Below are 21,264 nucleotides of genomic sequence, written 5' to 3' on the forward strand. Positions count from 1 at the left end.
TGTCACAGGCCGAGGTCGTTCCACGTGAAACCCTGATAGTCGAATATATGTTCGACTGTCGATCCATGCGGAAACCGGCGATCTGCCCACCGCTCGGGAAAGGGGTCGGGGAGGCGGAATGGCGGACGCAAAGCGGTTGAAGGCGGAACCGACCCGGCGCCGACCGATTTCTCGCATCCACGGAGCCGTTAGGGGTGTCGTAGGTGCGCTGTGGCTTGGGTCTACCAGTAGGATGGTGGGGTAACTAGCGGCGAACCTTCGGCGCGTTCCGCGCAGCCCGCGCGTGGACCCTTATTTCACGACCAGAAATCTGAACCGGGGCCCCACGTGTGCTGTCCGACCGCTGTGCCAAGGATCAGCAAGTAAGGAGAGCTACCGACCAGTGGCTGCCATGGACTCCAACGTAGACGGCTCGAACAAGCCCAAGTCAGGCAATTACGGTGCCGAATCCATCACCGTTCTCGAAGGTCTCGAAGCCGTTCGCAAGCGGCCCGGTATGTACATCGGCTCCACGGGTGAGCGCGGTCTGCACCACCTGATCTGGGAGGTCGTCGACAACTCGGTCGACGAGGCGATGGCCGGATACGCGACGCAGGTGGATGTCACCCTGCTGGCGGACGGTGGCGTCGAGGTGATCGACGACGGCCGCGGTATCCCGGTGGCCATGCACGCCCAGGGCGTGCCCACCATCGAGGTCGTCATGACCCAGCTGCACGCCGGCGGCAAGTTCGACTCCGATTCCTATGCGGTGTCGGGCGGTCTGCACGGTGTCGGCATCTCCGTGGTGAACGCACTCTCCAGCCGCCTCGAGGCGGATGTGGACGTGGACGGGTACCACTGGACGCAGGAATACAAGGATTCCAAGCCCGGCAAGCTGATGCAGGGCGAGCGGACCAAGCGCACCGGCACCACGATTCGCTTCTGGGCCGACCCGAACATCTTCGAGACCACCACCTACAACTTCGAGACGGTCGCGCGCCGCCTGCAGGAGATGGCGTTCCTGAACAAGGGCCTCACCATCACCCTGACCGACGAGCGGGTGGCCGAGAGCGACGTCATCGACGAGGTGGTGAGCGATACCGCCGAGGCGCCCAAGCATGCCGATCCGGATGCGCCAGCCCAGCCGGTCGAGCACAAGGTGAAGACGCGGACCTACCACTACCCGGGTGGTCTGGAGGATTTCGTCCGGCATATCAACCGGACCAAGCAGGCCATTCACAACTCGGTCGTCGCGTTCACCGGCAAGGGCACCGGGCACGAGCTCGAGGTCGCGATGCAGTGGAACTCCGGCTACTCGGAGTCCGTGCACACCTTCGCCAACACCATCAACACCCATGAGGGCGGCACCCACGAAGAGGGCTTCCGCGCGGCGCTCACCACGGTGGTCAACAAGTACGCCAAGGACAAGAAGCTGCTCAAGGAGAAGGACGGCAACCTCACCGGCGACGATATCCGCGAGGGCTTGGCCGCCATCGTGAGCGTGAAGGTCTCCGAACCGCAGTTCGAGGGCCAGACCAAGACCAAGCTGGGCAATACCGAGGTCAAATCGTTCGTGCAGCGCACCTGCAACGAGCACCTCTCACACTGGTTCGAGGCCAATCCAGCCGATGCGAAGACCATTGTGAACAAGGCGGTTTCCTCGGCGCAGGCCCGGGTCGCGGCCCGTAAGGCACGTGAATTGGTGCGTCGCAAGAGCGCCACCGACCTCGGCGGACTGCCCGGCAAGCTGGCCGACTGCCGGTCCAAGGATCCGAGCAAGTCCGAGATCTACATCGTCGAGGGCGACTCCGCCGGTGGCTCGGCCAAGTCCGGCCGCGATTCGATGTACCAGGCGATTCTGCCGCTGCGCGGCAAGATCATCAATGTCGAGAAGGCCCGTATCGACCGCGTCCTCAAGAACAACGAGGTCCAGTCGATCATCACCGCCTTCGGCACCGGCATCCACGACGAATTCGATATCGCCAAGCTGCGGTACCACAAAATCGTGCTGATGGCCGACGCCGACGTGGACGGCCAGCACATCTCGACCCTGTTGCTGACGCTGCTGTTCCGCTTCATGCGGCCGCTGGTCGAGCACGGGCACGTATACCTCGCCCAGCCGCCGCTGTACAAGCTCAAGTGGCAGCGCTCCGATCCAGAGTTCGCCTACTCCGATCGCGAGCGCGACGGCCTGCTGGAGGCGGGTCTCGCCGCGGGCAAGAAGATCAACAAGGACGACGGTGTCCAGCGCTACAAGGGTCTCGGCGAGATGAATGCCAAGGAACTCTGGGAGACCACCATGGATCCTTCGGTGCGGGTACTGCGTCAGGTCACCCTCGACGACGCCGCCGCGGCCGACGAGCTGTTCTCCATCCTGATGGGTGAGGACGTCGAGGCACGTCGCAGCTTCATCACCCGCAATGCCAAGGACGTTCGCTTCCTCGACGTGTAACCGGCGTGACGCGTAATTCCACGTCCGGTGCCAAAGGAGACTTTTAGATGACTGAAACCACCCTGCCACCCAACGGCGGAGCGGGTGACCGGATCGAGCCGGTCGACATCCAGAACGAGATGCAGAGCAGCTATATCGATTACGCGATGAGCGTGATCGTCGGCCGCGCGCTGCCCGACGTCCGCGACGGCCTCAAGCCGGTGCATCGCCGGGTGCTCTACGCGATGTACGACAACGGCTACCGTCCCGACCGCGGCTATGTGAAGTCCGCCCGCCCGGTCGCCGAGACCATGGGTAACTACCACCCACACGGTGACGCCTCGATCTACGACACCCTGGTCCGCATGGCCCAGCCGTGGTCACTGCGCTATCCGCTGGTCGACGGCCAGGGCAACTTCGGCTCCCGCGGCAACGACGGCGCGGCCGCGATGCGGTACACCGAATGCCGCCTGACTCCGCTGGCGATGGAGCTGCTGCGTGAAATCGACCACGAGACGGTCGATTTCACGCCGAACTACGACGGCCGCTCACAGGAGCCGACGGTTCTCCCCAGCCGTGTGCCCAACCTGTTGATGAACGGCAGCAACGGCATCGCGGTCGGCATGGCGACCAATATCCCACCGCACAACCTCAATGAGTTGGCCGAGGCGGTCTACTGGGCGCTGGAGAACTACGAGGCCGATGAGGAGGCGACTCTCGCCGCCTGTATGGAGCGGGTCAAGGGTCCGGACTTCCCGACCTACGGCCTCATCGTCGGTGGTCAGGGCATTCACGACGCCTACACCACCGGCCGTGGCTCGATCCGCATGCGCGGTGTCGTCGAGATCGAAGAGGACAACCGCGGTCGCACCACCATCGTCATTACCGAGCTGCCGTACCAGGTCAACACCGACAACTTCATCAACTCCATCGCGGAGCAGGTGAAGGACGGCAAGATCGCGGGCATCTCCGATATCCACGACGAGTCCTCCGACCGTGCCGGTATGCGGATCGTGGTCACCATCAAGCGTGATGCGGTGGCCAAGGTCGTGCTGAACAACCTCTACAAGCACACCCAGCTGCAGACCAGCTTCGGCGCCAACATGCTCTCGATCGTGGACGGCGTGCCGCGCACGCTGCGCCTGGATCAGATGATCCGGCTCTACGTCGAGCACCAGTTGGAAGTCATCGTGCGGCGCACCCGCTACCTGCTGCGCAAGGCCGAGGAGCGGGCCCACATTCTGCGCGGCCTGGTCAAGGCACTCGACGCACTCGACGAGGTCATCGCGCTGATCCGGCGTTCGGCCAATACCGACACCGCGCGCACCGGCCTGATGCAGTTGCTGGATATCGACGAGATCCAGGCCACCGCCATCCTCGATATGCAGCTGCGCAGGCTGTCGGCCCTGGAACGGCAGAAGATCATCGACGATCTGGCCAAGATCGAGGCCGAGATCGCCGACCTCAAGGACATTCTCGAAAAGCCCGAGCGGCAGCGCGCGATCGTGCGCGATGAACTGGCCGAGATCGTCGAGAAGTACGGCGACGAGCGGCGCACCAAGATCGTGGCCAACGACGGCGATATGGCCGATGAGGATCTCATCGCCCGCGAGGATGTGGTCGTCACCGTCACCGAGACCGGCTACGCCAAGCGCACCAAGACGGACCTGTACCGCAGCCAGAAGCGCGGCGGTAAGGGTGTGCAGGGTGCGGGCCTCAAGCAGGACGACATCGTCAAGCACTTCTTCGTCAGCTCCACCCACGACTGGCTGCTGTTCTTCACCAATAAGGGCCGGGTGTACCGCGCAAAGGCCTACGAACTGCCCGAGGCCAGCCGGACCGCGCGCGGTCAGCATGTGGCCAACCTGCTGGCGTTCCAGCCGGATGAGAAGATCGCCCAGATCATTCAGATCAAGGGTTACGAGGACGCCCCGTATCTGGTGCTCGCCACCAGGAACGGCCTCGTGAAGAAGTCGAAGCTCTCCGATTTCGACTCCAACCGCAGCGGCGGCATCGTCGCGGTGAACCTGCGCGACGAGGACGAACTGGTCGGCGCCGTGCTGTGCTCGGCCGACGACGATCTGCTGCTGGTGTCGGCGCAGGGGCAGTCGATCCGGTTCTCGGCCACCGACGAGGCGCTGCGTCCGATGGGCCGCGCCACCTCCGGTGTGCAGGGCATGCGGTTCAATGCCGACGATGAACTGTTGTCGCTCAATGTGGTTCGTGCCGATACCTACCTGCTCGTCGCGACCTCCGGCGGCTACGCCAAGCGGACCGCGATCGAGGAGTACACCCCGCAGGGTCGGGGCGGTAAAGGCGTATTGACTATCCAATACGACACCAAGCGTGGCACCCTGGTCGGTGCGCTCATCGTCGACGACGAGGATGAGTTGTATGCGATCACGTCGGGCGGTGGCGTTATCCGGACGGCGGCGAAGCAGGTTCGTAAGGCTGGACGGCAGACCAAGGGCGTGCGATTGATGAACCTCGCCGAGGGGGATACCTTGCTTGCTATCGCGCGCAATGCTGACGAACCCGATCCTGATGCGATCGTCGGCGGAGACGGCGACACCGGTTCCTCTGAGCAATAACCCCACAGCGGCGGCAACGAACGGATCTAAGGATTCCCATTGACCACTCCGAATCAGCCGAATGACGAGCGGCACCAGACGAACGGTGTAACCGAACGTATCGCACCGTCACCGATTCCGCCTCGGCCGATCCCACGGCCCGTCGCCTCGGCCGAGAACGGCCAGCCGGTTGGCGCGCCGGGAGGTGCCCAGCCGCATGAAAGCCACAACCCGCCAGGCGAAGTCGCGTTCAAGGCGCCGGAACCGGGCGCTGCCGACGGGGCCGGATCAAAAAAGGATGCCGGTGATTCCGCGGGCAACGGCCAGTCTCACTTCCAAGAGGGTTGGTCGCAGTTGCCGCAGCGGGAGCCGCAGTCGAACCTGTATCGGCCTGGGCAGTCGCCGGTGACCGGTCGTCCGAATTCCACCGGTGGTGGGCTCAGCAGCGGCGGCGGCCTCGGTGGTGGCGGCGGTGGCCTCGGTGGCGGCAATGCCCGCACCACCGCGGATCTGGCGGCCAAGGCCGCGCGCAAGGAAGCGGCGATGGTGAAGTCCGTCGGCATCGACGGACCGACCCGCAGCATCGCCCGCCCGGAACTGATCAAGGACATGCCGGACCTCTCGGAGATCCGGCATCCGCTGCCGGTCGAAACTCCGGGTCCGCAGGCCACCCCGGTCTCGCCCGCGGTTCCGGTCGCCGTCGCGGCGGCCGTCGCCACTGGTGAACCATTGCGGGCGACGGTGCAGATCCGCCGGATCGACCCGTGGTCGACCCTGAAGATCTCGCTGGTGATCAGCGTGGCCATGTTCTTCGTGTGGATGCTCGCGGTCGGTCTGCTCTACATCGTGCTCGAGGGCATGGGTGTCTGGGAGCGGCTCAACAGCACCTTCACCGATATGGTCTCCTCGGACAGCGGATCGGTCGGATTGGTCGACGCCGGTTCCGTCTTTGGGTACGCGGGTGTCATCGGGCTGATCAATGTGGTGCTTTTCACAGCCTTGGCGACCGTCGGCGTATTCATCTACAACCAGTGCTGCGACCTCGTCGGCGGCATTCAGGTGACCCTGGCCGACCCCGATTAGAACGGTTGCCGAACGGCCGGTCGCTGCCCTCGCGCAGGGCGGTGACCGGCCGTTTTGGTCATCGGCGGGCAGGTAAGGTAATCTCGTGCCTCGGTTCGGTTAGCAGCTTCGGCAGGTATCCGAACGAGATGAGGGCCTATAGCTCAGGCGGTTAGAGCGCTTCGCTGATAACGAAGAGGTCGGAGGTTCAAGTCCTCCTAGGCCCACTCCCGAACATCACAGTAGGGTGGGAATCATGAAAATTCTTCTCACGGTCGGTGTCGTAGTCGCGGTTCTCATTGGAATCACCAAGCTGCGCAAGCGCGACGATGCGGACCTGTGGCACGAAGTCACCACCCGCTGATTCTGTCCTCGGACAGCAGGGATTCGGGGCCTTAGCTCAATTGGCAGAGCACTGCCTTTGCAAGGCAGGGGTTAGGGGTTCGATTCCCCTAGGCTCCACTCGATACCAGGCCCATGCTCAGAGAGAGCGTGGGCCTTGTCTCGTTTCGCGTGTCTTTCGGGGCGAAGCCCCAAACCCCACCCGGAAGCCCCCTTGTTCGTGGTTGCGTTGGGTTGTTGGCTCGGCGGTTGGGCTTGCCGAGCGGCGGGTGGCTCAGAGATTGGTCGCTACACCTTCGAGAGCTGTGGCTCGTCGAGGTTGTCGGGTTCCGCCCACGGGGTAGTCGCGCTTCCGTCCAGCCATCGGCGTTCCGGCTCAGTTCACAGGGCGACCGAGGCGTGCTTCAACTGGGCGAGCATTGTTTCGTCGGGCCAGAACCGGGCTTCGAAGCGGATGGGGGACATGCCCGGAACTGGTGTGAGGCCGGTTATTTCGAGGGCTGCGGTGAATGGGACGGTGCAGACGGGGACGGCGTTATTGTCGGCGTCGGTGCTGGCGAACATGATGTAGTCGGCGGCGGGGAGCAGGTAGTCGACGTCTTTGCCCCATACGGTGTAGGTGTAGGGCCAGGTGTCGGTGCCCGCGATCTTGATATCGCCGACGATGGCCATTTTCAAGCCGTAGCAGCGGAATTCGAAATCGCGCTCCAGTGCCTTGTTGAGCCAGTCGGCCTGGGCGGCGTATTCCCGGAGCGCCAAGCGGTATCCGGCGCGGACGGCGGTCTGGTGCTGCTCGTGCGGGCCCGCCCGGTCGAAGGGCACCACGGTGCCGTCTTCGTCGAGGGTGTAGCCCTGGGGTGAGAGGCAGTGGCGTGCGTTGACGTACTGTTCCTCGACTTGGCGATAGATGCGCGCGAGCAGGTGTGGGATGTCGGGGACCACGATGAGGTTGTTGATATCGGGTATGAAGGCTACCGGGCGGCGGCCGCTGTATCGCTGGCTGAAACTTGCCAGCCAGCCGGGTGCGAGCAGCCACGAGGTGATGTAGCCGCTGCCCTCGTCGTCGTTCAGGCTGAGGATCGCATTGCCGCGTGGATTATGGGGCTGTGCAATGGTTTCCAGGTTTTTGCGGGCCGTCGCGAAGACCTCGTCGGCCCCGACCGGCCAACTCGCCAGCAGCGAGTTGTTGACGATGGTTCGGGAGTTAGGCAGGTCGATCGCCACCAACTCGTCGACGAATGGGAGAGCCGGGCGGCTAACGAACCGCGCTACATCGTAGGTGACCAGCCCGGGCCTGCGGTGCAGCAAATCGTCCCATCCTGCCTGTTTGCAGGTGGCAGAACGCAGAATCGGGCGCAGTAGCGGACGAGCTTCCTCCCACGTGTGCGTGTGTGCGTTTTCGTCGCCGCTGATCCCGGTCAGAAACCGCGCGATCCGTGCCGTGCGTCTCGGCCCGGACAAGCGAATAGCGTCGTGATACGCATTGCCGAGTCCGATCTCGGATCCGTCGATCAGATCGATGCGGAAAGCCTCGGCGTCGTATCCGGCGACGTCTTTGCCGACATCGGCGAGATGCCGCAGCACAAGTGTCGCAAAGTGATCCGGTGTCAGGTCATCGAAACTCCCCACCGGACAACCGTATCCGTCGACTCGACGGCGCGCACGGGGGTCAGCTGGTCGTTGGTGGGCCGTGGCGGTCCAGATGCAGGTAGGTGTAGCAGGTGGTGAGCAGGCACACCACGGTGGCGGTGATGAGCATGGCCCAGCCCGCCACCAGCAGGCTCAGCAGACCGCCGAGCAGGGCACCGGAGCAGAAGGCGGCGTAGAGCAGGAAATAGCCGAGCCAGTCGGCGTAATCGCCGCCGCTGATATGGCGTTCGATGCCCTGGGCCAATTTGACGAGTGTTCCGGTGACGTAGCTGAGCGGCACCGAGACCTCGCCGTCCTTGACGAAGGAGGTGTTGAGGGCGCCGACGCCGAAGGCCACCAGCAGGATGGGAATGAGGTCGATATTGGTGGCGCTCGTCAGCCAGTAGATGATGCTGTCCAGTAGTGATGCCGCGGCCAGGCAGAGGGTGGTGAGCAGGGTCGGGCCGTGCGGATGTCCGGACCAGAAATGCCTGCGACACAACGAGGCGACCACCACTCCGGCCAGGAACGACAGCAGCAGCAGGGCCGCGGCGACGGCCAGGTCCGGTTCGTCGTGGAAGTAGCCGAGGATGGCGCGGTCGGTATTGCCGGTCATAAAGGTGACGAAGTAGCCAGCGGTATGCATGAAGGCCGCGGCTCCGATCAGACCGGCCAATGCCGCGAGCACCCAGGAGAGCCGCGCGTTGGCGTCGAAGAGCTTCTTTCGGCGCTCTAGATCCGGTTTCGGCACTGGTCGGGCTCCTCTTGGCGGATTACGACTCAGTGATACCCGGTCGTTCTGAGAATCCGCTGACGCATCGCCGAGGTGTTCGATAAGGATTGCCGGATGTTCGCGAAACGGACACCGAGGTTCCGGCGCGATCGAATGGCCGATTCTCGGTTAGCGTGCACGAGTGGACTCTGTGTTCGACTATCTGCTGACCGAAGTGCTCGATCCGACACCGCTCGAGACAGTTGCCGATGCCTGGATCCGGCATCGGGTGGCCGCCGGGCGATTCGATACGACGGTGGATATCGCGATTGCCGGTGGATTCGGTGCGGACCGACTGGGTTTCGCATTCCTGTCCGGATATCAGGAGGCGCTACGTGCCCTACTGCCCGATCTCGCGGCCGATCAACTGGTCGCGGTCTCCGCGACCGAGGCGGGCGGCGCGCATCCATCCGCGATCCAGACCGCGCTGACCGAAACCGACAGCGGCTGCCGGGTGAACGGGACGAAGACCTTCACGACATTGGGGATCCTGGCGCGGCGGCTCTTGGTGATCGCCAGCGCGGGCGTGGCGACGGATGGGCGCAATCGGCTGCGCGCCGTACTCGTCGACGCCGGACAGCCCGGCGTGCACGTGACGAATCTGCCCGCGATACCGTTTGCACCCGAAATCCCGCACGCCACGGTGACATTCGCCGACGCCGTGGCCCAGGTACTGCCCGGAGACGGGTACTCGGATTACCTCAAACCATTCCGCACCATCGAGGACGTGCACGTGCTCGCGGCAACGCTCGGCTGGCTGGTGCGGGTCGGACGCGAGTCCGGCTGGCCGCGGGCGGTGCTGCAGCGGTTGCTCGCGGCGGTGGCCTTCGTGCGGGGCCTGGATATGGCTCGTCCTACCGCGCCCGGCGGACATATTGCCCTGGGCGGGGCGTACGAATTCTTCGAGTCGGTGCTGACGGAGCTGGAGCCGCTCTGGGCCCGGGCCGATCCGGTCACCCGCGAGCGGTGGGATCGCGACCGTCGGCTACTGGCGACGGCGGGAAAGGTACGGGCGCAACGGTTGACGGCGGCCTGGCAATCGGTGGGCATCGACGATATCCCAGCGGTGCCGACGGATAGCTGAGTCGGATTTCGACCTGCCCCAGAAATGGGGAGCGGGCCTCGGCGAAGGGGGGGAGTTAGCCGAGGCCCGCGTAAGGTCGGCCCGGGGGGGAGGGGCCGACGTGAATGATCCTACGCGATGATCCAGGATTGTGTGTGCGTGGGGATCGCCACTTTCCAAGATTTTTTGGGTCGGCTTACCTGCTAGGTGCGCTGCTGTCGCCCAGATAGCCGGACCGGTCGATTGCCGATTCACTCGGCAAATCCGTGACTGTTGTCAAAAATGTTGTCGCGCATGGTTTTACGGAGCGATCGTGATCCAGCTACCTGCCGAACGAAATGTGAAAACCATGCCGACCGATTGCTGTCGGTCCGGAATCGCGGCGCGGTTTCGTATCCCCGGCTGTGGATTTGGCCGGATTTGCCGCGTGTCGTTCGGGAGCGGGCATGTCGTGTACGCGGACTCCGAGTACCGGCCCGGCCCGAATCGGGTAGTGCGCTACGCGCGCTGGTCGAGTACCAGGGCGCGATGATCGAAACCGGTCGCATCCCGATCCGGCACCCCCGAGCACCGCCCGGAACGGGATGCGACCGTTCTATGTCCGGCGCTGCCGCCGTCGGCGGGTGATATGCCCAGGTGGGCGAATAATCACAGGAAATTGTCGGTGCCCAGGGCAATACTGGCTCGAGTAACGGCCTCGAACCCCAGGAGAATCATGCCCGACGCAATAGTCGCCGAGGGTCTGGTCAAACGATACGGCCAGTTGGTCGCCCTCGATGGACTCGACCTATCGGTGCCGGAGGGTACCGTCACCGCATTGCTCGGACCCAATGGTGCCGGCAAAACCACGACCGTCCGGGTGTTCACCACCCTGCTGATTCCGGACGCGGGCCACGCGACGGTCGCGGGTATCGATGTGCTCCGCAATCCACAAGCACTGCGCTCGCGCATCGGCGCGTCGGGACAGTACGCCGCCGTCGACGAATATCTCACCGGATTCGAAAACCTGGAAATGGTGGGGCGGCTCTATCACATGGGTGTGCAGCGAAGTAAGGAGCGCGCCAGGGAATTGCTGGAGCGATTCCGGCTCAGCGACGCCGCCGACCGGCCGGTCAAGGGCTATTCCGGAGGTATGCGCCGCCGCCTCGACCTGGCCGGTGCGCTGGTGGCGAATCCGCCGGTGCTCTTCCTCGACGAGCCGACCACCGGACTCGATCCGCGTGCGCGGCTCGACCTCTGGGATGTCATCGAGGAACTCGTTGCGGGCGGCACCACCCTGCTGCTCACCACGCAATACATGGAGGAGGCCGACCGACTGGCCGATTCCATCGCGGTGATCGACCACGGCAGGGTGATCGCCCGGGGCACCGCGGACGAGCTCAAGACCCTGGTCGGCGGCGACCGCATCGAACTCACCGTCGACCACGCCGACAATCTCGCGACCGCCCAGGAGGCGCTGCAGGGCCTGGCGGACGGGGAGATCCATCTGGAGCCGGGGCTGCGCCGGATCACCGTTCCGGTCAGCGACGGCTCGCAGGCGCTCGTCGACGCCATCGGCAGGCTGAGCATGCACAACGTACAGATCCACGATGTCGGCCTGCGTCGTCCGTCACTCGACGACGTCTTCCTCAGCCTCACCGGACACGAGGCCGAGGAGCTGATCAACGGTGACGGACGACGCGATGGCGGCATGGCCGCGGATCGGCTCGAAGCAACGGAAGGACGCAAGCGATGACCGCGGCCACCCTGGACACCAGAACCACCATGTCACTCGGTGAACGCCTGTCCATCGTCGCCAGCGACAGCGTGACGATCGCGAAGCGGAATGTCATCAAGATCAGGCGCGTGCCCGATGTGCTGATCTTCTCGACACTGTCGCCGATCATGTTCGTGCTGCTGTTCGCCTATATCTTCGGCTCGGCGATCGAGGTGCCGGGCATGTCGGGCGGCTACCGGGAGTTCCTGATCGCGGGCATCTTCGCGCAGTCGGTGGTGTTCGGCGCGACGTTCACCGGATTGGGCCTGGCCGAGGATATGCAGAAGGGCATTATCGACCGGTTCCGCTCGCTGCCGATGGCGCCATCGGCGGTACTGGTCGGGCGCACCATCAGCGATGTGGTGATCAACGTGGTCAGCCTGGTGGTGATGTCACTGACCGGATATGTCGTCGGCTGGCGGATTCGCGGATCGTTGCTCGACGCCGCGCTCGCGTTTGTGCTGTTGCTGCTGTTCGCCTACGCGATCTCGTGGATCATGGCCGTCGTCGGGCTGCTGGTCCGCGCGCCCGAGGTGTTCAACAATGCCAGCTTCATGGTGATCTTCCCGCTGACCTTTCTCGCGAATACCTTCGTTCCGCTGGAGAATCTGCCGGCAGCGCTGCGGATATTCGCCGAATGGAATCCGGTGTCCGCGGTCACCCAGGCCACCCGCGACCTGTTCGGCAATACCAGCCCGCTGGCGCCCAAATCGGATGCCTGGTCCATGCAGCATCCGGTGGTGACCACGCTGGCGTGGGTGGTGATCATCCTGCTGGTGTTCATCCCGCTTGCGCTGCGGCAGTACCAGCGCACCGTCAGCCGGTGACCGGGTCGGTGCCCGGTCACCGTCCGTCAGCGACCGTTGTCCGCGCTGGCGCCCGCCACGGGCGTCGGCGCGGAACCATTGCGGGAGTATCCGATTCGCGGCGGCGCCGGTGCGGGCTCCGGCGGCTGCGGGCGCTTGCTGCGTACCAGCCAGGCCACGCCACCGGCCAGCGCGACAACGACCGCGGCGATCAGTCGGTTACGAGAACGTGCGGATACAAACAGTCGCCCCAAGGTCATTCGACAACTGTTGCATATACCCGCGCGTCGCGCAGTAGTACCAGTTCACGGCCGCATCCGGCGCTCGTCCGCCTCCCCGAATATTTAGGCCATTCAAGTCCGGAGCCTCGAGGGCCGGCGGTCGAGTGCCTCCCTGGTTTGGGCGTGCTCGACGAGTTACCCATGTGCAAGGGAGATCAGTTGACCGGTTATGCACAGTCTCCGGGGCGCTGTCGACTCGTGACGCGCCAAGCCACCGGCGCGGCGAGACCGTGTCGGACGATGGCTAGCATGACGGGGTGACCTCACCGAATCAGACCGCCGTGGCGACGGTGCACACCAACTACGGCGATATCAAGATCTCGCTCTTCGGTAACCATGCCCCGAAGACGGTGCGGAACTTCGTCGGCCTGGCCGATGGCTCGGCGCCGTACACCACCGAGAACGCGAGTGGAGGAAACTCCGGGCCGTTCTACGATGGCGGGGTCTTCCATCGGGTGATGGACGGGTTCATGATTCAAGGCGGTGACCCGACCGGCACCGGACGTGGCGGACCGGGTTACGAATTCGGCGACGAATTCCATCCAGAGCTGCGCTTCGACCGCGGCTACCTGCTGGCGATGGCGAATGCGGGACGGGGAACCAATGGTTCGCAGTTCTTCATCACCGTCGGCCCGCAGCCACACCTGAACCGCAAGCACACCATCTTCGGGGAGGTCGTCGACCCCGATTCGCGCAAGGTCGTCGATGCCATCGCGACCACGGCCACCGATCGCAACGACCGTCCCAAGGAAGCCGTCACCATCTCCGCAATCACTATCGAATGATCCGATGAACGCTCAGCCTCCCGCACCGACGTGCGTCCGCCACCCCAATCGCCCGACGGGCCTGGCCTGCACGCGTTGCGGGCGGCCCGCTTGTCCGGACTGCCTGCGACCCGCCGCGGTGGGTCAGCACTGTGTCGACTGCATCCGCCAAGGTCAGCGTGAGGACCGCCCGGTCCGCACCGTGGCCGGTGCGCAGACCGCACGGACCCCGATTCCGTATGTCACCTATGCGCTGATCGCGCTGAACACCATTGTTTTCGCGATCACCGCTGGCCAATCGCGCAGCCTGGTCGAGAACACCGCCCATTCCGCGCTGTACGTCGACTGGGTGCTGTACCCGCCCGCGGTGGCGCACGGCCAATATGTGCGGCTGATCGGGTCTGGGTTCCTGCACTATGGTCCGATCCACCTACTGCTCAATATGTTCGCGCTGTATGTGGTCGGCCGGAGTATCGAGCCGGTACTCGGCCGGGCGCGGTATCTGGTGGTCTATCTGGTGTCACTGCTCGGCGGTTCGGCCGCGGTCATGATTTTCGCCAGGGACAGTCTCACCGCAGGTGCGTCGTGCGCGGTGTACGGCCTGTTCGGTGCGATCACGGTGATCCTGATCCGGGTGCGGCAGAATCCGAATCAGATGTTGATCCTCATCGGCATCAATGTCTTCATCAGTTTCTCGCTACCCGGTATCTCCCTGGCCGGACACCTCGGTGGGTTGGCCGCCGGTACGCTCGCCGCGCTCGGCATTCTGTTCCTGCCCGAGTGGTTGCGCGCGAAATCCCAAGAGAACGCACGAATGATCGGCTGGGCGGCGGTTGCCGCGGTCGCGGTCGCGGCGCTTGCCGTCATCGTTGCCGCAGCGATGTCACTGCGGTAAATGCTTCACGTGAAACGTTGTCCCCGCGCGGATTCAGCGTCGGCTACTGCGCGAGGCCATGCGCGACAAGGGTTTCGAAGACTTCGTCGGGACTGGTGCCGAGATCCCAGCGGCCGAAGATGAGCAGGCGTTCGTCGCCGTGGTGCTCGACATCGATTTCGAGCATGGGATTCTTGCGGCCCAAGCGGCGGTAGCCGACGACCCGCGCGCGCAGAATCTGATCGCGCCGGTATTCGGTCGGTCCGGTGAGGGTGCGAACCACCAGACGTGGCTCGGGGCCGGAGGCGATGCTCAGTCGAGGCCGCTGCCGGAATCCGAGTCCGGCCAATGCCAGCAGGCCGACCGCGGCCAACCCGATGAGCAGACGGCTCGGTCCATCCTTGGCGAGGATGGCGGCACCGGCCAGCACCACGCCGCCGATGGTGACCGCGATGAGTGCGGCCATCGGCGTAGTCCAGGTGGTGCGTGGTTCGGGCGGCAGCGGATCAGGAGAATCGGATTCGGGATCCACGCGTCACTTTCCCCAATCGTTCCTCGAGTTGTCCACACGGTTATCCACAGGTGTGTATGAATGACACGTCTGTAATCTCAGCCGGTGGGACGGTTTACAGGTCGCTCGAACAGCCGACTATGGGCCGGTCAGCGCCACCGCATCGTCATGATCAGGCCGATGACCATCAACCCGAAGCCGATCAGGAAGTTCCACGCGCCCAGATCCGCCATCCAGGTGATGCGGTCATTGGCCAGGTAGTAGACGAGCAGCCAGACCAGCCCGGCCAGCATGAAGCCGAGCATGATCACGACGTACCAGACCGGGGACGGTCCTACCTTCACCTTCACCGGCGTGCGGCTGGCGGGATTGATCGTGTAGTCGGTCTTCTTTCGGACCTTCGACTTGGGCATGTCGTCCTCGTGTTCGGCGTTCAGGTCGGGTACCGGCGGGCAGGATTCGATTGAATTATGGCGCCCCGGCTCGCTCGCCGCAGTCCCCGATCCGACGAGCGCCGAAGGGGCCGGGCGAGGGCTCAGGTCCCCTCCGGTCTGCCTCTAGGCTATCCCAACTGGTAATGGATGCGACGGCCCGCCGGGTCGCCACGTAATCTCGACAGCATGCGTGTTCTGGTCGTCGACAACTACGACAGTTTCGTGTTCAACCTGGTGCAGTACCTCGGCCAGTTGGGTGTCGAGGCCGTGGTCTGGCGCAATGACGACCCGAAGCTGGCCGACCTCGATGCCGTCGTCACCGAATACGACGGCATCCTGATCAGCCCCGGTCCCGGCACCCCGGATCGGGCTGGCGCGAGCATCGACCTCGTACACGCCTGCGCCCGGCACAGCGTTCCGCTGCTGGGGGTGTGCCTCGGTCATCAGGCCATCGGCGAGGCGTTCGGCGGTACGGTCACTCGCGCGCCGGAACTGCTGCACGGCAAGACCAGTTCGGTGTTCCACCTGGGCGTTGGCGTGCTCTCCGGGCTGCCCGATCCGTTCACCGCGACCCGATACCACTCGCTCACCGTCCTCGAGGACACATTGCCCGCAGATATCGAGGTGATCGGCCGCACCGAGTCCGGAATCGTCATGGCCATGCGGCACCGCACACTGCCGATCCACGGTGTGCAGTTCCATCCCGAATCGGTGCTGACCCAGGGCGGGCACCGGATGCTGGCGAACTGGCTCGAGGTATGCGGCGAGCGGCCGTCGGAGGGGTTGGTGGAGCTGCTGGAGGCGGAGGTTGCGGCACTGGTGACCCAGTGACGCAAGAAATCCGGCCCTACGTCCTGCTGTCGGTTGCGGTCAGCGTCGACGGATATATCGACGACGCGACTCCGGAGCGGATGAAGCTGTCGAATGCGGCGGATTTCGATCGGGTGGATCAGGTGCGCGCGGACTCGGACGCGATCTTGATCGGTGCTGAGACGCTCCGTCGCGACAACCCCCGACTGCTGGTCAACAGCGCGCACCGGCGGGCGGCGCGCATTGCGGCGGGTAAGCCGGAATACCCGCTGAAGATCGCCGTCAGCGCGCGCGGTGATCTGGATCCGGAACTGCGGTTCTGGCACCACGGCGGCGGCAAGCTCGTCTACACCACCGCCGCCGGTGCGGCGAAGCTCGGCGCTCGGCTGGCCGGTCTCGCCGAGGTGGTCTCCCTTGGCGCCGAAATCCAGCTCGGTGCATTGCTCGACGATCTCGGTCGGCGCGGCATCGCCCGGCTGATGGTCGAAGGTGGCACCCGCGTCCACACGGAATTTCTCTCGCAGGACCTGGCCGACGAGTTGCAGATGGCGATCGCGCCGATCGTCATCGGACATGCCGCAGCACCCCGCTTCCTCGGTCCGGCCGCCTACCCGGCTCGCAGAATGCATTTGGCCGATGTCACGCAGATCGGTGATATCGCGCTGCTGCGCTATCTGCCGCGACAGTCCGGCAGTGCCGCGTATGACAGCTGAGTGTCCCCGACCACGGAGGTCTTCCGATGTCTGCTGATATCCACTTCATGCGCCGGGCAATCGAACTGGCGCGGCTGTGCCCGACCAGTCCGACCGCGTTCTCGGTCGGTGCGGTCATCGTGGCCGATGGTGTCGAAATCTCGATGGGCTACTCGCGGGAGACCGATGCGAAGGTCCATGCCGAGGAGTCCGCGCTGAACAAACTCGACGCGAACGATCCTCGGCTGGCCGAAGCGACGATCTACTCCACCCTGGAACCGTGTTCACAGCGCGCCACCGCGACGCGGCTGCCGTGTACCGACCGGATCCTGCGGGCCGGTATTCCGCGGGTGGTCATCGCCTGGCGCGAACCGGCCACCTTCGTGACCAATTGCGTCGGCGTGGAGAAACTGCGCCAGCACGGCGTCGAGGTGGTCGAACTGGCGGAGCTGGCCGAGGAGGCGATGTCGATGAATCGCCACCTGGATCTTTCGTGACGGGTGCCGAACCCGTCGGCGACGCGATCTACGGCCTGCCGTAGATCGCGGTGACGAACTCGCTGAGCTGGTTGTCGTCGAGGTGTCGTGCGAGGTCGGCCTCGCTGATCATCCCGACCAGCCGCTTGGCTTCGATCACCGGCATCCGTTTGATCCGATGACTTTCCATCTGATCGAGCACCTCGTTGACATCCGCATCGGCGTCGACCCACCGTGGGGTCGCCGCACAGAGTTCCTCGGCGCGGGTGGTCGACGGCGCCCGGCCCTGGGCGACGCATTTGACCACGATGTCGCGGTCGGTGATGATTCCGCACATCCGTTCGTTCTCATCGGCGATGACCAGTGCGCCGACGCCGCGTTCGGCCATTACCCGCGCGGCCTTGCCGACACTCTCGTCCTTGGAAATCCACTCGGCCCCTGGCTTCATGATGTCCCTGGCAGTGGTCATGGGGCTGCCTCCTGTTCCACAGTGGGTTGGGGATGGGCAGCCCCATTCTCGCTCCGATCAGACCGTGCGGTCCGCCTCTCCGCGCATTCAGGTGCTTGACCTGGGTGCCGCTATGGCGGACCGAGGACGTAGATGGTGACCGATATCGGTCCGGTCTTCGCGATCGACGAACCCGCGGCGGGCTGCTGGCTGACCACCCGCCCGACGCTATTGGTATCGAAGGTGCCCTGGGCCGACTGGTTGATCTGTGCCGCCGAGCCGGTCCACCCGGCCTGACGCAGTTTGTCCACGGCCTGTGCCGAGGTCAGCCCGATCAGCGACGGCATGGTGACCTGGTCACCACTGGAGACCTGCACGGTCACCGCCGACCCCTTGTCGGCGGTGGTGCCGCCAGCCGGATTCGTCGCGATCACCTCGCCCTTGGGCTTCGAGGAGGGCACCTCCTGGACGGTGATCTTGAATCCGGCGCTGTCCACCAGATTCGGCTGCGCGACGCTGATGTCCTGTCCGACCACATTCGGCACCCGCATCTGTTCCGGTCCGGAGCCGAGGATCACGACCACGGCCCGGTCGACGTCGACCCGGGAGCCCGCCGACGGCTCGGTGCCGATCACCTTGTCGGTTTCCTGCGCACTCGACGGTTTGCGCTGAACGGTCGGATCCATCCGCAGGCCGTTGGCATTGAGCTGCTGCTCGGCCTGCTGCTGGGTCATGCCGTCCAGTCGAGGCACCGGGACCTGAGCCGGTCCGGCGGAGACCTGCACGGTGATGGTGCTGCCCTTATCGACCCGGGAACCGCCGAGTGGCTGGGTCGAGATGACATTGCCGGTGGCCACCTGGTTATTCGGCTTCTGCTGGATGGCCACCGTGAAGCCGAGCTTCTGCAGCGAGTCCTGGGCCTGCTGCGAAGACTTGTTCGAAAGGTCGGGCACGGCAATCTGATCCGGGCGCGCACCCGGCCCGATCAATACCCAGAACAGGGCGAATGCCACGATGACCGCGGCCGCGGCACCGAGTGCGATGTAGAGATTGCGGCGCGGATTCGCCGGTTCGGCGGGTTCCTGCTCGGCGGTGTCGTCATTGCGCTCGACGGTCCGGAAGTTGCGCGGCGGCGGTTCGTTGGAGCCGAGGATGGTGGTGCGGTCCTCGTCGGTCATCACCATCGGCGCGCTCGGCTTCTGCCCGCCGAGCACCCGGATCAGATCGGCGCGCATCTCGGCCGCGGACTGGTACCGATTGGCCGGATTCTTGCTCATCGCCTTGAGCACGACGGAGTCCAGTTCGCGCGGCACCCCGTTATGGACATGCGAGGGCAGCCGCGGGTCCTCCCGGACGTGCTGGTAGGCAACGGCGATCGGGGAGTCACCGGTGAAAGGCGGCTCGCCGGTGAGGATTTCGAACAGCACACAGCCGACGGAATAGACATCCGAGCGGGCGTCGACGGTCTCACCGCGCGCCTGTTCGGGCGAAAGATATTGCGCGGTTCCGATCACGGCCGCGGTCTGGGTCATCGGATTGGAGCTATCGGCGATCGCCCGCGCGATGCCGAAGTCCATCACCTTCACCGCGCCGGCCCGGTTGATCATGATGTTGGCCGGTTTCATATCGCGGTGCACGATCCCGGCCTTATGGCTGAAATCCAGTGCGGCGCAGACGTCGGCGACGACCTCCATGGCCCGGCGCGGCGGTATCGGCCCCTTACCGCGCACAATGTCGCGCAGCGTGTCACCGTCGACGTACTCCATCACGATGTACGGCAGCGGGCCGCCGTCCACCTCCGCCTCACCGGTGTCGTAGACCGCGACGATGGCCGGGTGGTTCAGTGCGGCGGCGTTCTGCGCCTCGCGCTTGAAGCGCAGATAGAACGTTGGGTCGCGGGCGAGGTCGGCGCGCAGCACCTTGATCGCCACATCCCGGCTGAGCCGTAGATCCCGCGCCTTGTGGACTTCGGACATGCCGCCGAACCCGATGATCTCACCCAGCTCGTAGCGGGAGGAGAGATTCTTCGGGGTCGTCATGGTTGTCCTTGCGGAGTAGCAGCGCCGGGGGTGGCCGAGGGTCCTCGGGCACCGGGACTATCCGGAAATGGTAAGTCGAGCGTAGGGAACCACGAGCCTCTGGTGGTGGTGGACGGAGTCGTTGTTTTCGAGGTCTTCGTCGTAGTCGGCGCCGTGGTGCTCGGAGTCGTCGTCGGCGGCTGTGTTGTCGTCGTCGGCGTTTCCGTTGTTGTCTGCGGTGGCGGTGCCGGTCTTGTCGTGGGGACGATGGTCGTCGGCGGCTCGGTTGTTGTTGTTACCGTCGTCGGCGCGACCACTGGCGGCGGCACGACCTTCGTGGTGGTGGTCGGGCGCACGGTATCCGGATTGGTATCACCACCGAAGAGCAACCAGAGCACGAGACCGACGAGCAGTACCGCGCCGACGGCGACGGCCGTACCGACCTTCTGGCCGGTGGTGAACTTCGAAGTCTCCGGACCGGGCCCCGAGTTGGCGCGGGTCGCACCGGAACTCATCACGGTCCTCGGCGCGCCGGCGGGCGTTTGTCTGCTCGAACCGGCGCCCGCCCCACCCATCGGGGTGGCCGGGGTGTTGTACCGGACCGTCGGGCCCTCATGGTCGTGCGACGGCAGAATCACCGTCGGGCCGGGCGGCAGCACCCGGGTCGCGCCGGTCGCCATCGGTGCGCCGGTGGCGACCGGCGGTGGTGGGCGACGGCCGGCACGCACGGCGGCGACCGCGTCGGCGAATTCGCCGCCGCTGGCATAGCGCAGCGTCGGATCCTTGCCCATGGTGATCTCGATGAGCTCACGCACATTGGGTGGCAGATCGGACGGCATCGGCGGCGGGGCCTCGCGCACATGTTTCATTGCGACGGTGATCGCGCCGTCACCGGTGAACGGCCGTTGTCCGGCCAGCGCCTCATACCCAACCACACCGAGTGCGTAAACATCACTGGCTGCGGTCGCATCCTCGCCGACCGCCTGCTCCGGTGCGATGTACTGGGCGGTGCCCATCACCATGCCGGTCTTGGTCACCGGGGAGGCGTCGACCGCCTTGGCGATGCCGAAGTCGGTGATCTTCACCTGACCGTGCGGGGTGACCAGGATATTGCCCGGCTTCACGTCACGGTGTACGACGCCAGCGGCATGTGCGACCTCGAGTGCGCGGCCGGTCTGCTCCAGCATGTCCAGCCCCTGGGCCACCGAGAGTCGGCCGAGGCGGTTCAGCACCGTATTGAGCGGCTCGCCCTGCACCAGTTCCATGACCAGGTAGGCGGTTTCGCCACCACTCGGATCGAGGGTCTCACCGTAGTCGTAGATACCGGCGATGCCGGGGTGATTCAGCTGGGCCGTGGTCTTGGCCTCGCTACGGAACCGGTGTCGGAAGGTGGGGTCGGCCGAGAACTCCGACTTGAGCACCTTCACCGCGACCCGGCGGTCCAGCCGGGTGTCGAGCGCCTCCCAGACCTGGCCCATACCGCCCGTGGCGATCAGGCGTTGCAGCCGATATCGGTCGGCGATCATCGCGCCGTTGTTCAGCATCC

20 protein-coding genes and 2 tRNA genes are annotated in these 21,264 nt (G+C 65.0%); 14 read left to right on the top strand and 8 right to left on the bottom strand.

What is annotated here, in order from left to right; genetic code table 11:
- Positions 1–391: 391 nt before the first annotated feature.
- From gyrB to ABZ293_RS04560, 6 genes are all read left to right on the top strand, one after another.
- Entirely contained in the window at positions 392–2,431 is a 2,040-nt protein-coding gene (gene gyrB / locus ABZ293_RS04535) for a DNA topoisomerase (ATP-hydrolyzing) subunit B (protein ID WP_355177309.1), read from the top strand.
- A 47-nt stretch (positions 2,432–2,478) separates the two neighbouring features.
- A complete protein-coding gene (gene gyrA / locus ABZ293_RS04540) occupies positions 2,479–5,001 on the top strand; it encodes a DNA gyrase subunit A (RefSeq protein WP_355177310.1) in 2,523 nt (840 codons plus the stop codon).
- Positions 5,002–5,040: 39 nt separating this feature from the next.
- Positions 5,041–6,063, top strand: a complete 1,023-nt coding sequence (locus ABZ293_RS04545; RefSeq protein WP_355177311.1) for a DUF3566 domain-containing protein — start codon at positions 5,041–5,043, stop codon at positions 6,061–6,063.
- A gap of 132 nt (positions 6,064–6,195) precedes the next feature.
- Positions 6,196–6,269 (top strand) — tRNA-Ile (locus ABZ293_RS04550).
- 29 nt (positions 6,270–6,298) lie between these two features.
- Positions 6,299–6,406, top strand: coding sequence for a DLW-39 family protein (locus ABZ293_RS04555; RefSeq protein ID WP_218007666.1), 108 nt, complete (start codon positions 6,299–6,301; stop codon positions 6,404–6,406).
- 25 nt (positions 6,407–6,431) lie between these two features.
- Positions 6,432–6,504 (top strand) — tRNA-Ala (locus ABZ293_RS04560).
- A 261-nt stretch (positions 6,505–6,765) separates the two neighbouring features.
- Here the strand turns inward: ABZ293_RS04560 and ABZ293_RS04565 are convergent.
- The gene (locus ABZ293_RS04565) at positions 6,766–8,013 is read right to left on the bottom strand and encodes a hypothetical protein (protein ID WP_355177312.1); all 1,248 of its coding nucleotides are present in this window, start codon (positions 8,011–8,013) and stop codon (positions 6,766–6,768) included.
- Positions 8,014–8,053: 40 nt separating this feature from the next.
- Positions 8,054–8,764: a YoaK family protein gene (locus ABZ293_RS04570; protein ID WP_355177313.1), complete on the bottom strand. Its 711-nt coding sequence runs from the start codon at positions 8,762–8,764 to the stop codon at positions 8,054–8,056.
- A gap of 163 nt (positions 8,765–8,927) precedes the next feature.
- On the opposite strand from ABZ293_RS04570, the gene ABZ293_RS04575 reads away from it, so the two are divergent.
- The 3 genes from ABZ293_RS04575 to ABZ293_RS04585 all read left to right on the top strand — a co-directional run bounded on the left by ABZ293_RS04575 (position 8,928) and on the right by ABZ293_RS04585 (position 12,431).
- Positions 8,928–9,869, top strand: a complete 942-nt coding sequence (locus ABZ293_RS04575; RefSeq protein WP_355177314.1) for an acyl-CoA dehydrogenase family protein — start codon at positions 8,928–8,930, stop codon at positions 9,867–9,869.
- 694 nt (positions 9,870–10,563) lie between these two features.
- Positions 10,564–11,583: an ATP-binding cassette domain-containing protein gene (locus tag ABZ293_RS04580; protein WP_355177315.1), complete on the top strand. Its 1,020-nt coding sequence runs from the start codon at positions 10,564–10,566 to the stop codon at positions 11,581–11,583.
- 29 nt (positions 11,584–11,612) lie between these two features.
- Entirely contained in the window at positions 11,613–12,431 is an 819-nt protein-coding gene (locus ABZ293_RS04585; protein ID WP_355177841.1) for an ABC transporter permease, read from the top strand.
- Between the two features lie 26 nt (positions 12,432–12,457).
- On the opposite strand, the gene ABZ293_RS04590 is transcribed toward ABZ293_RS04585, so the two are convergent.
- On the bottom strand, positions 12,458–12,670 hold the full coding sequence (locus ABZ293_RS04590; RefSeq protein WP_355177316.1) for a hypothetical protein: 213 nt from the start codon (positions 12,668–12,670) through the stop codon (positions 12,458–12,460).
- 278 nt (positions 12,671–12,948) lie between these two features.
- Between ABZ293_RS04590 and ABZ293_RS04595 the strand changes: the two genes are divergently transcribed.
- Together ABZ293_RS04595 and ABZ293_RS04600 are read left to right on the top strand one after the other, a co-directional pair.
- The gene (locus ABZ293_RS04595; protein ID WP_355177317.1) at positions 12,949–13,476 is read left to right on the top strand and encodes a peptidylprolyl isomerase; all 528 of its coding nucleotides are present in this window, start codon (positions 12,949–12,951) and stop codon (positions 13,474–13,476) included.
- 4 nt (positions 13,477–13,480) lie between these two features.
- Positions 13,481–14,350, top strand: a complete 870-nt coding sequence (locus ABZ293_RS04600; RefSeq protein WP_355177318.1) for a rhomboid family intramembrane serine protease — start codon at positions 13,481–13,483, stop codon at positions 14,348–14,350.
- 43 nt (positions 14,351–14,393) lie between these two features.
- Here ABZ293_RS04600 and ABZ293_RS04605 read toward each other — a convergent pair whose 3' ends face one another.
- Positions 14,394–14,795, bottom strand: a complete 402-nt coding sequence (locus tag ABZ293_RS04605; RefSeq protein WP_354956825.1) for a PH domain-containing protein — start codon at positions 14,793–14,795, stop codon at positions 14,394–14,396.
- Between the two features lie 194 nt (positions 14,796–14,989).
- Positions 14,990–15,253, bottom strand: a complete 264-nt coding sequence (gene crgA, locus ABZ293_RS04610; RefSeq protein WP_354956799.1) for a cell division protein CrgA — start codon at positions 15,251–15,253, stop codon at positions 14,990–14,992.
- Positions 15,254–15,460: 207 nt separating this feature from the next.
- On the opposite strand from crgA, the gene ABZ293_RS04615 reads away from it, so the two are divergent.
- The 3 genes from ABZ293_RS04615 to ABZ293_RS04625 are packed head-to-tail and all read left to right on the top strand — an operon-like array spanning position 15,461 to position 17,273.
- A complete protein-coding gene (locus ABZ293_RS04615) occupies positions 15,461–16,105 on the top strand; it encodes an aminodeoxychorismate/anthranilate synthase component II (RefSeq protein WP_355177319.1) in 645 nt (214 codons plus the stop codon).
- On the top strand, positions 16,102–16,797 hold the full coding sequence (locus ABZ293_RS04620) for a dihydrofolate reductase family protein (RefSeq protein WP_355177320.1): 696 nt from the start codon (positions 16,102–16,104) through the stop codon (positions 16,795–16,797). Before ABZ293_RS04615 ends, ABZ293_RS04620 begins: the two co-directional genes overlap by 4 nt.
- Positions 16,798–16,823: 26 nt before the next feature.
- Entirely contained in the window at positions 16,824–17,273 is a 450-nt protein-coding gene (locus ABZ293_RS04625; RefSeq protein WP_355177321.1) for a deaminase, read from the top strand.
- Positions 17,274–17,301: 28 nt separating this feature from the next.
- Here ABZ293_RS04625 and ABZ293_RS04630 read toward each other — a convergent pair whose 3' ends face one another.
- From ABZ293_RS04630 to ABZ293_RS04640, 3 genes are all read right to left on the bottom strand, one after another.
- A complete protein-coding gene (locus ABZ293_RS04630) occupies positions 17,302–17,721 on the bottom strand; it encodes a CBS domain-containing protein (RefSeq protein WP_354956791.1) in 420 nt (139 codons plus the stop codon).
- Between the two features lie 110 nt (positions 17,722–17,831).
- Positions 17,832–19,739, bottom strand: a complete 1,908-nt coding sequence (gene pknB, locus ABZ293_RS04635; protein WP_355177322.1) for a Stk1 family PASTA domain-containing Ser/Thr kinase — start codon at positions 19,737–19,739, stop codon at positions 17,832–17,834.
- Positions 19,736–21,262, bottom strand: coding sequence for a protein kinase (locus tag ABZ293_RS04640; protein WP_355177323.1), 1,527 nt, complete (start codon positions 21,260–21,262; stop codon positions 19,736–19,738). Before ABZ293_RS04640 ends, pknB begins: the two co-directional genes overlap by 4 nt.
- Positions 21,263–21,264: the final 2 nt, after the last annotated feature.

This window comes from Nocardia sp. NPDC005998, from assembly GCF_040614395.1.
Lineage (GTDB): Bacteria > Actinomycetota > Actinomycetes > Mycobacteriales > Mycobacteriaceae > Nocardia.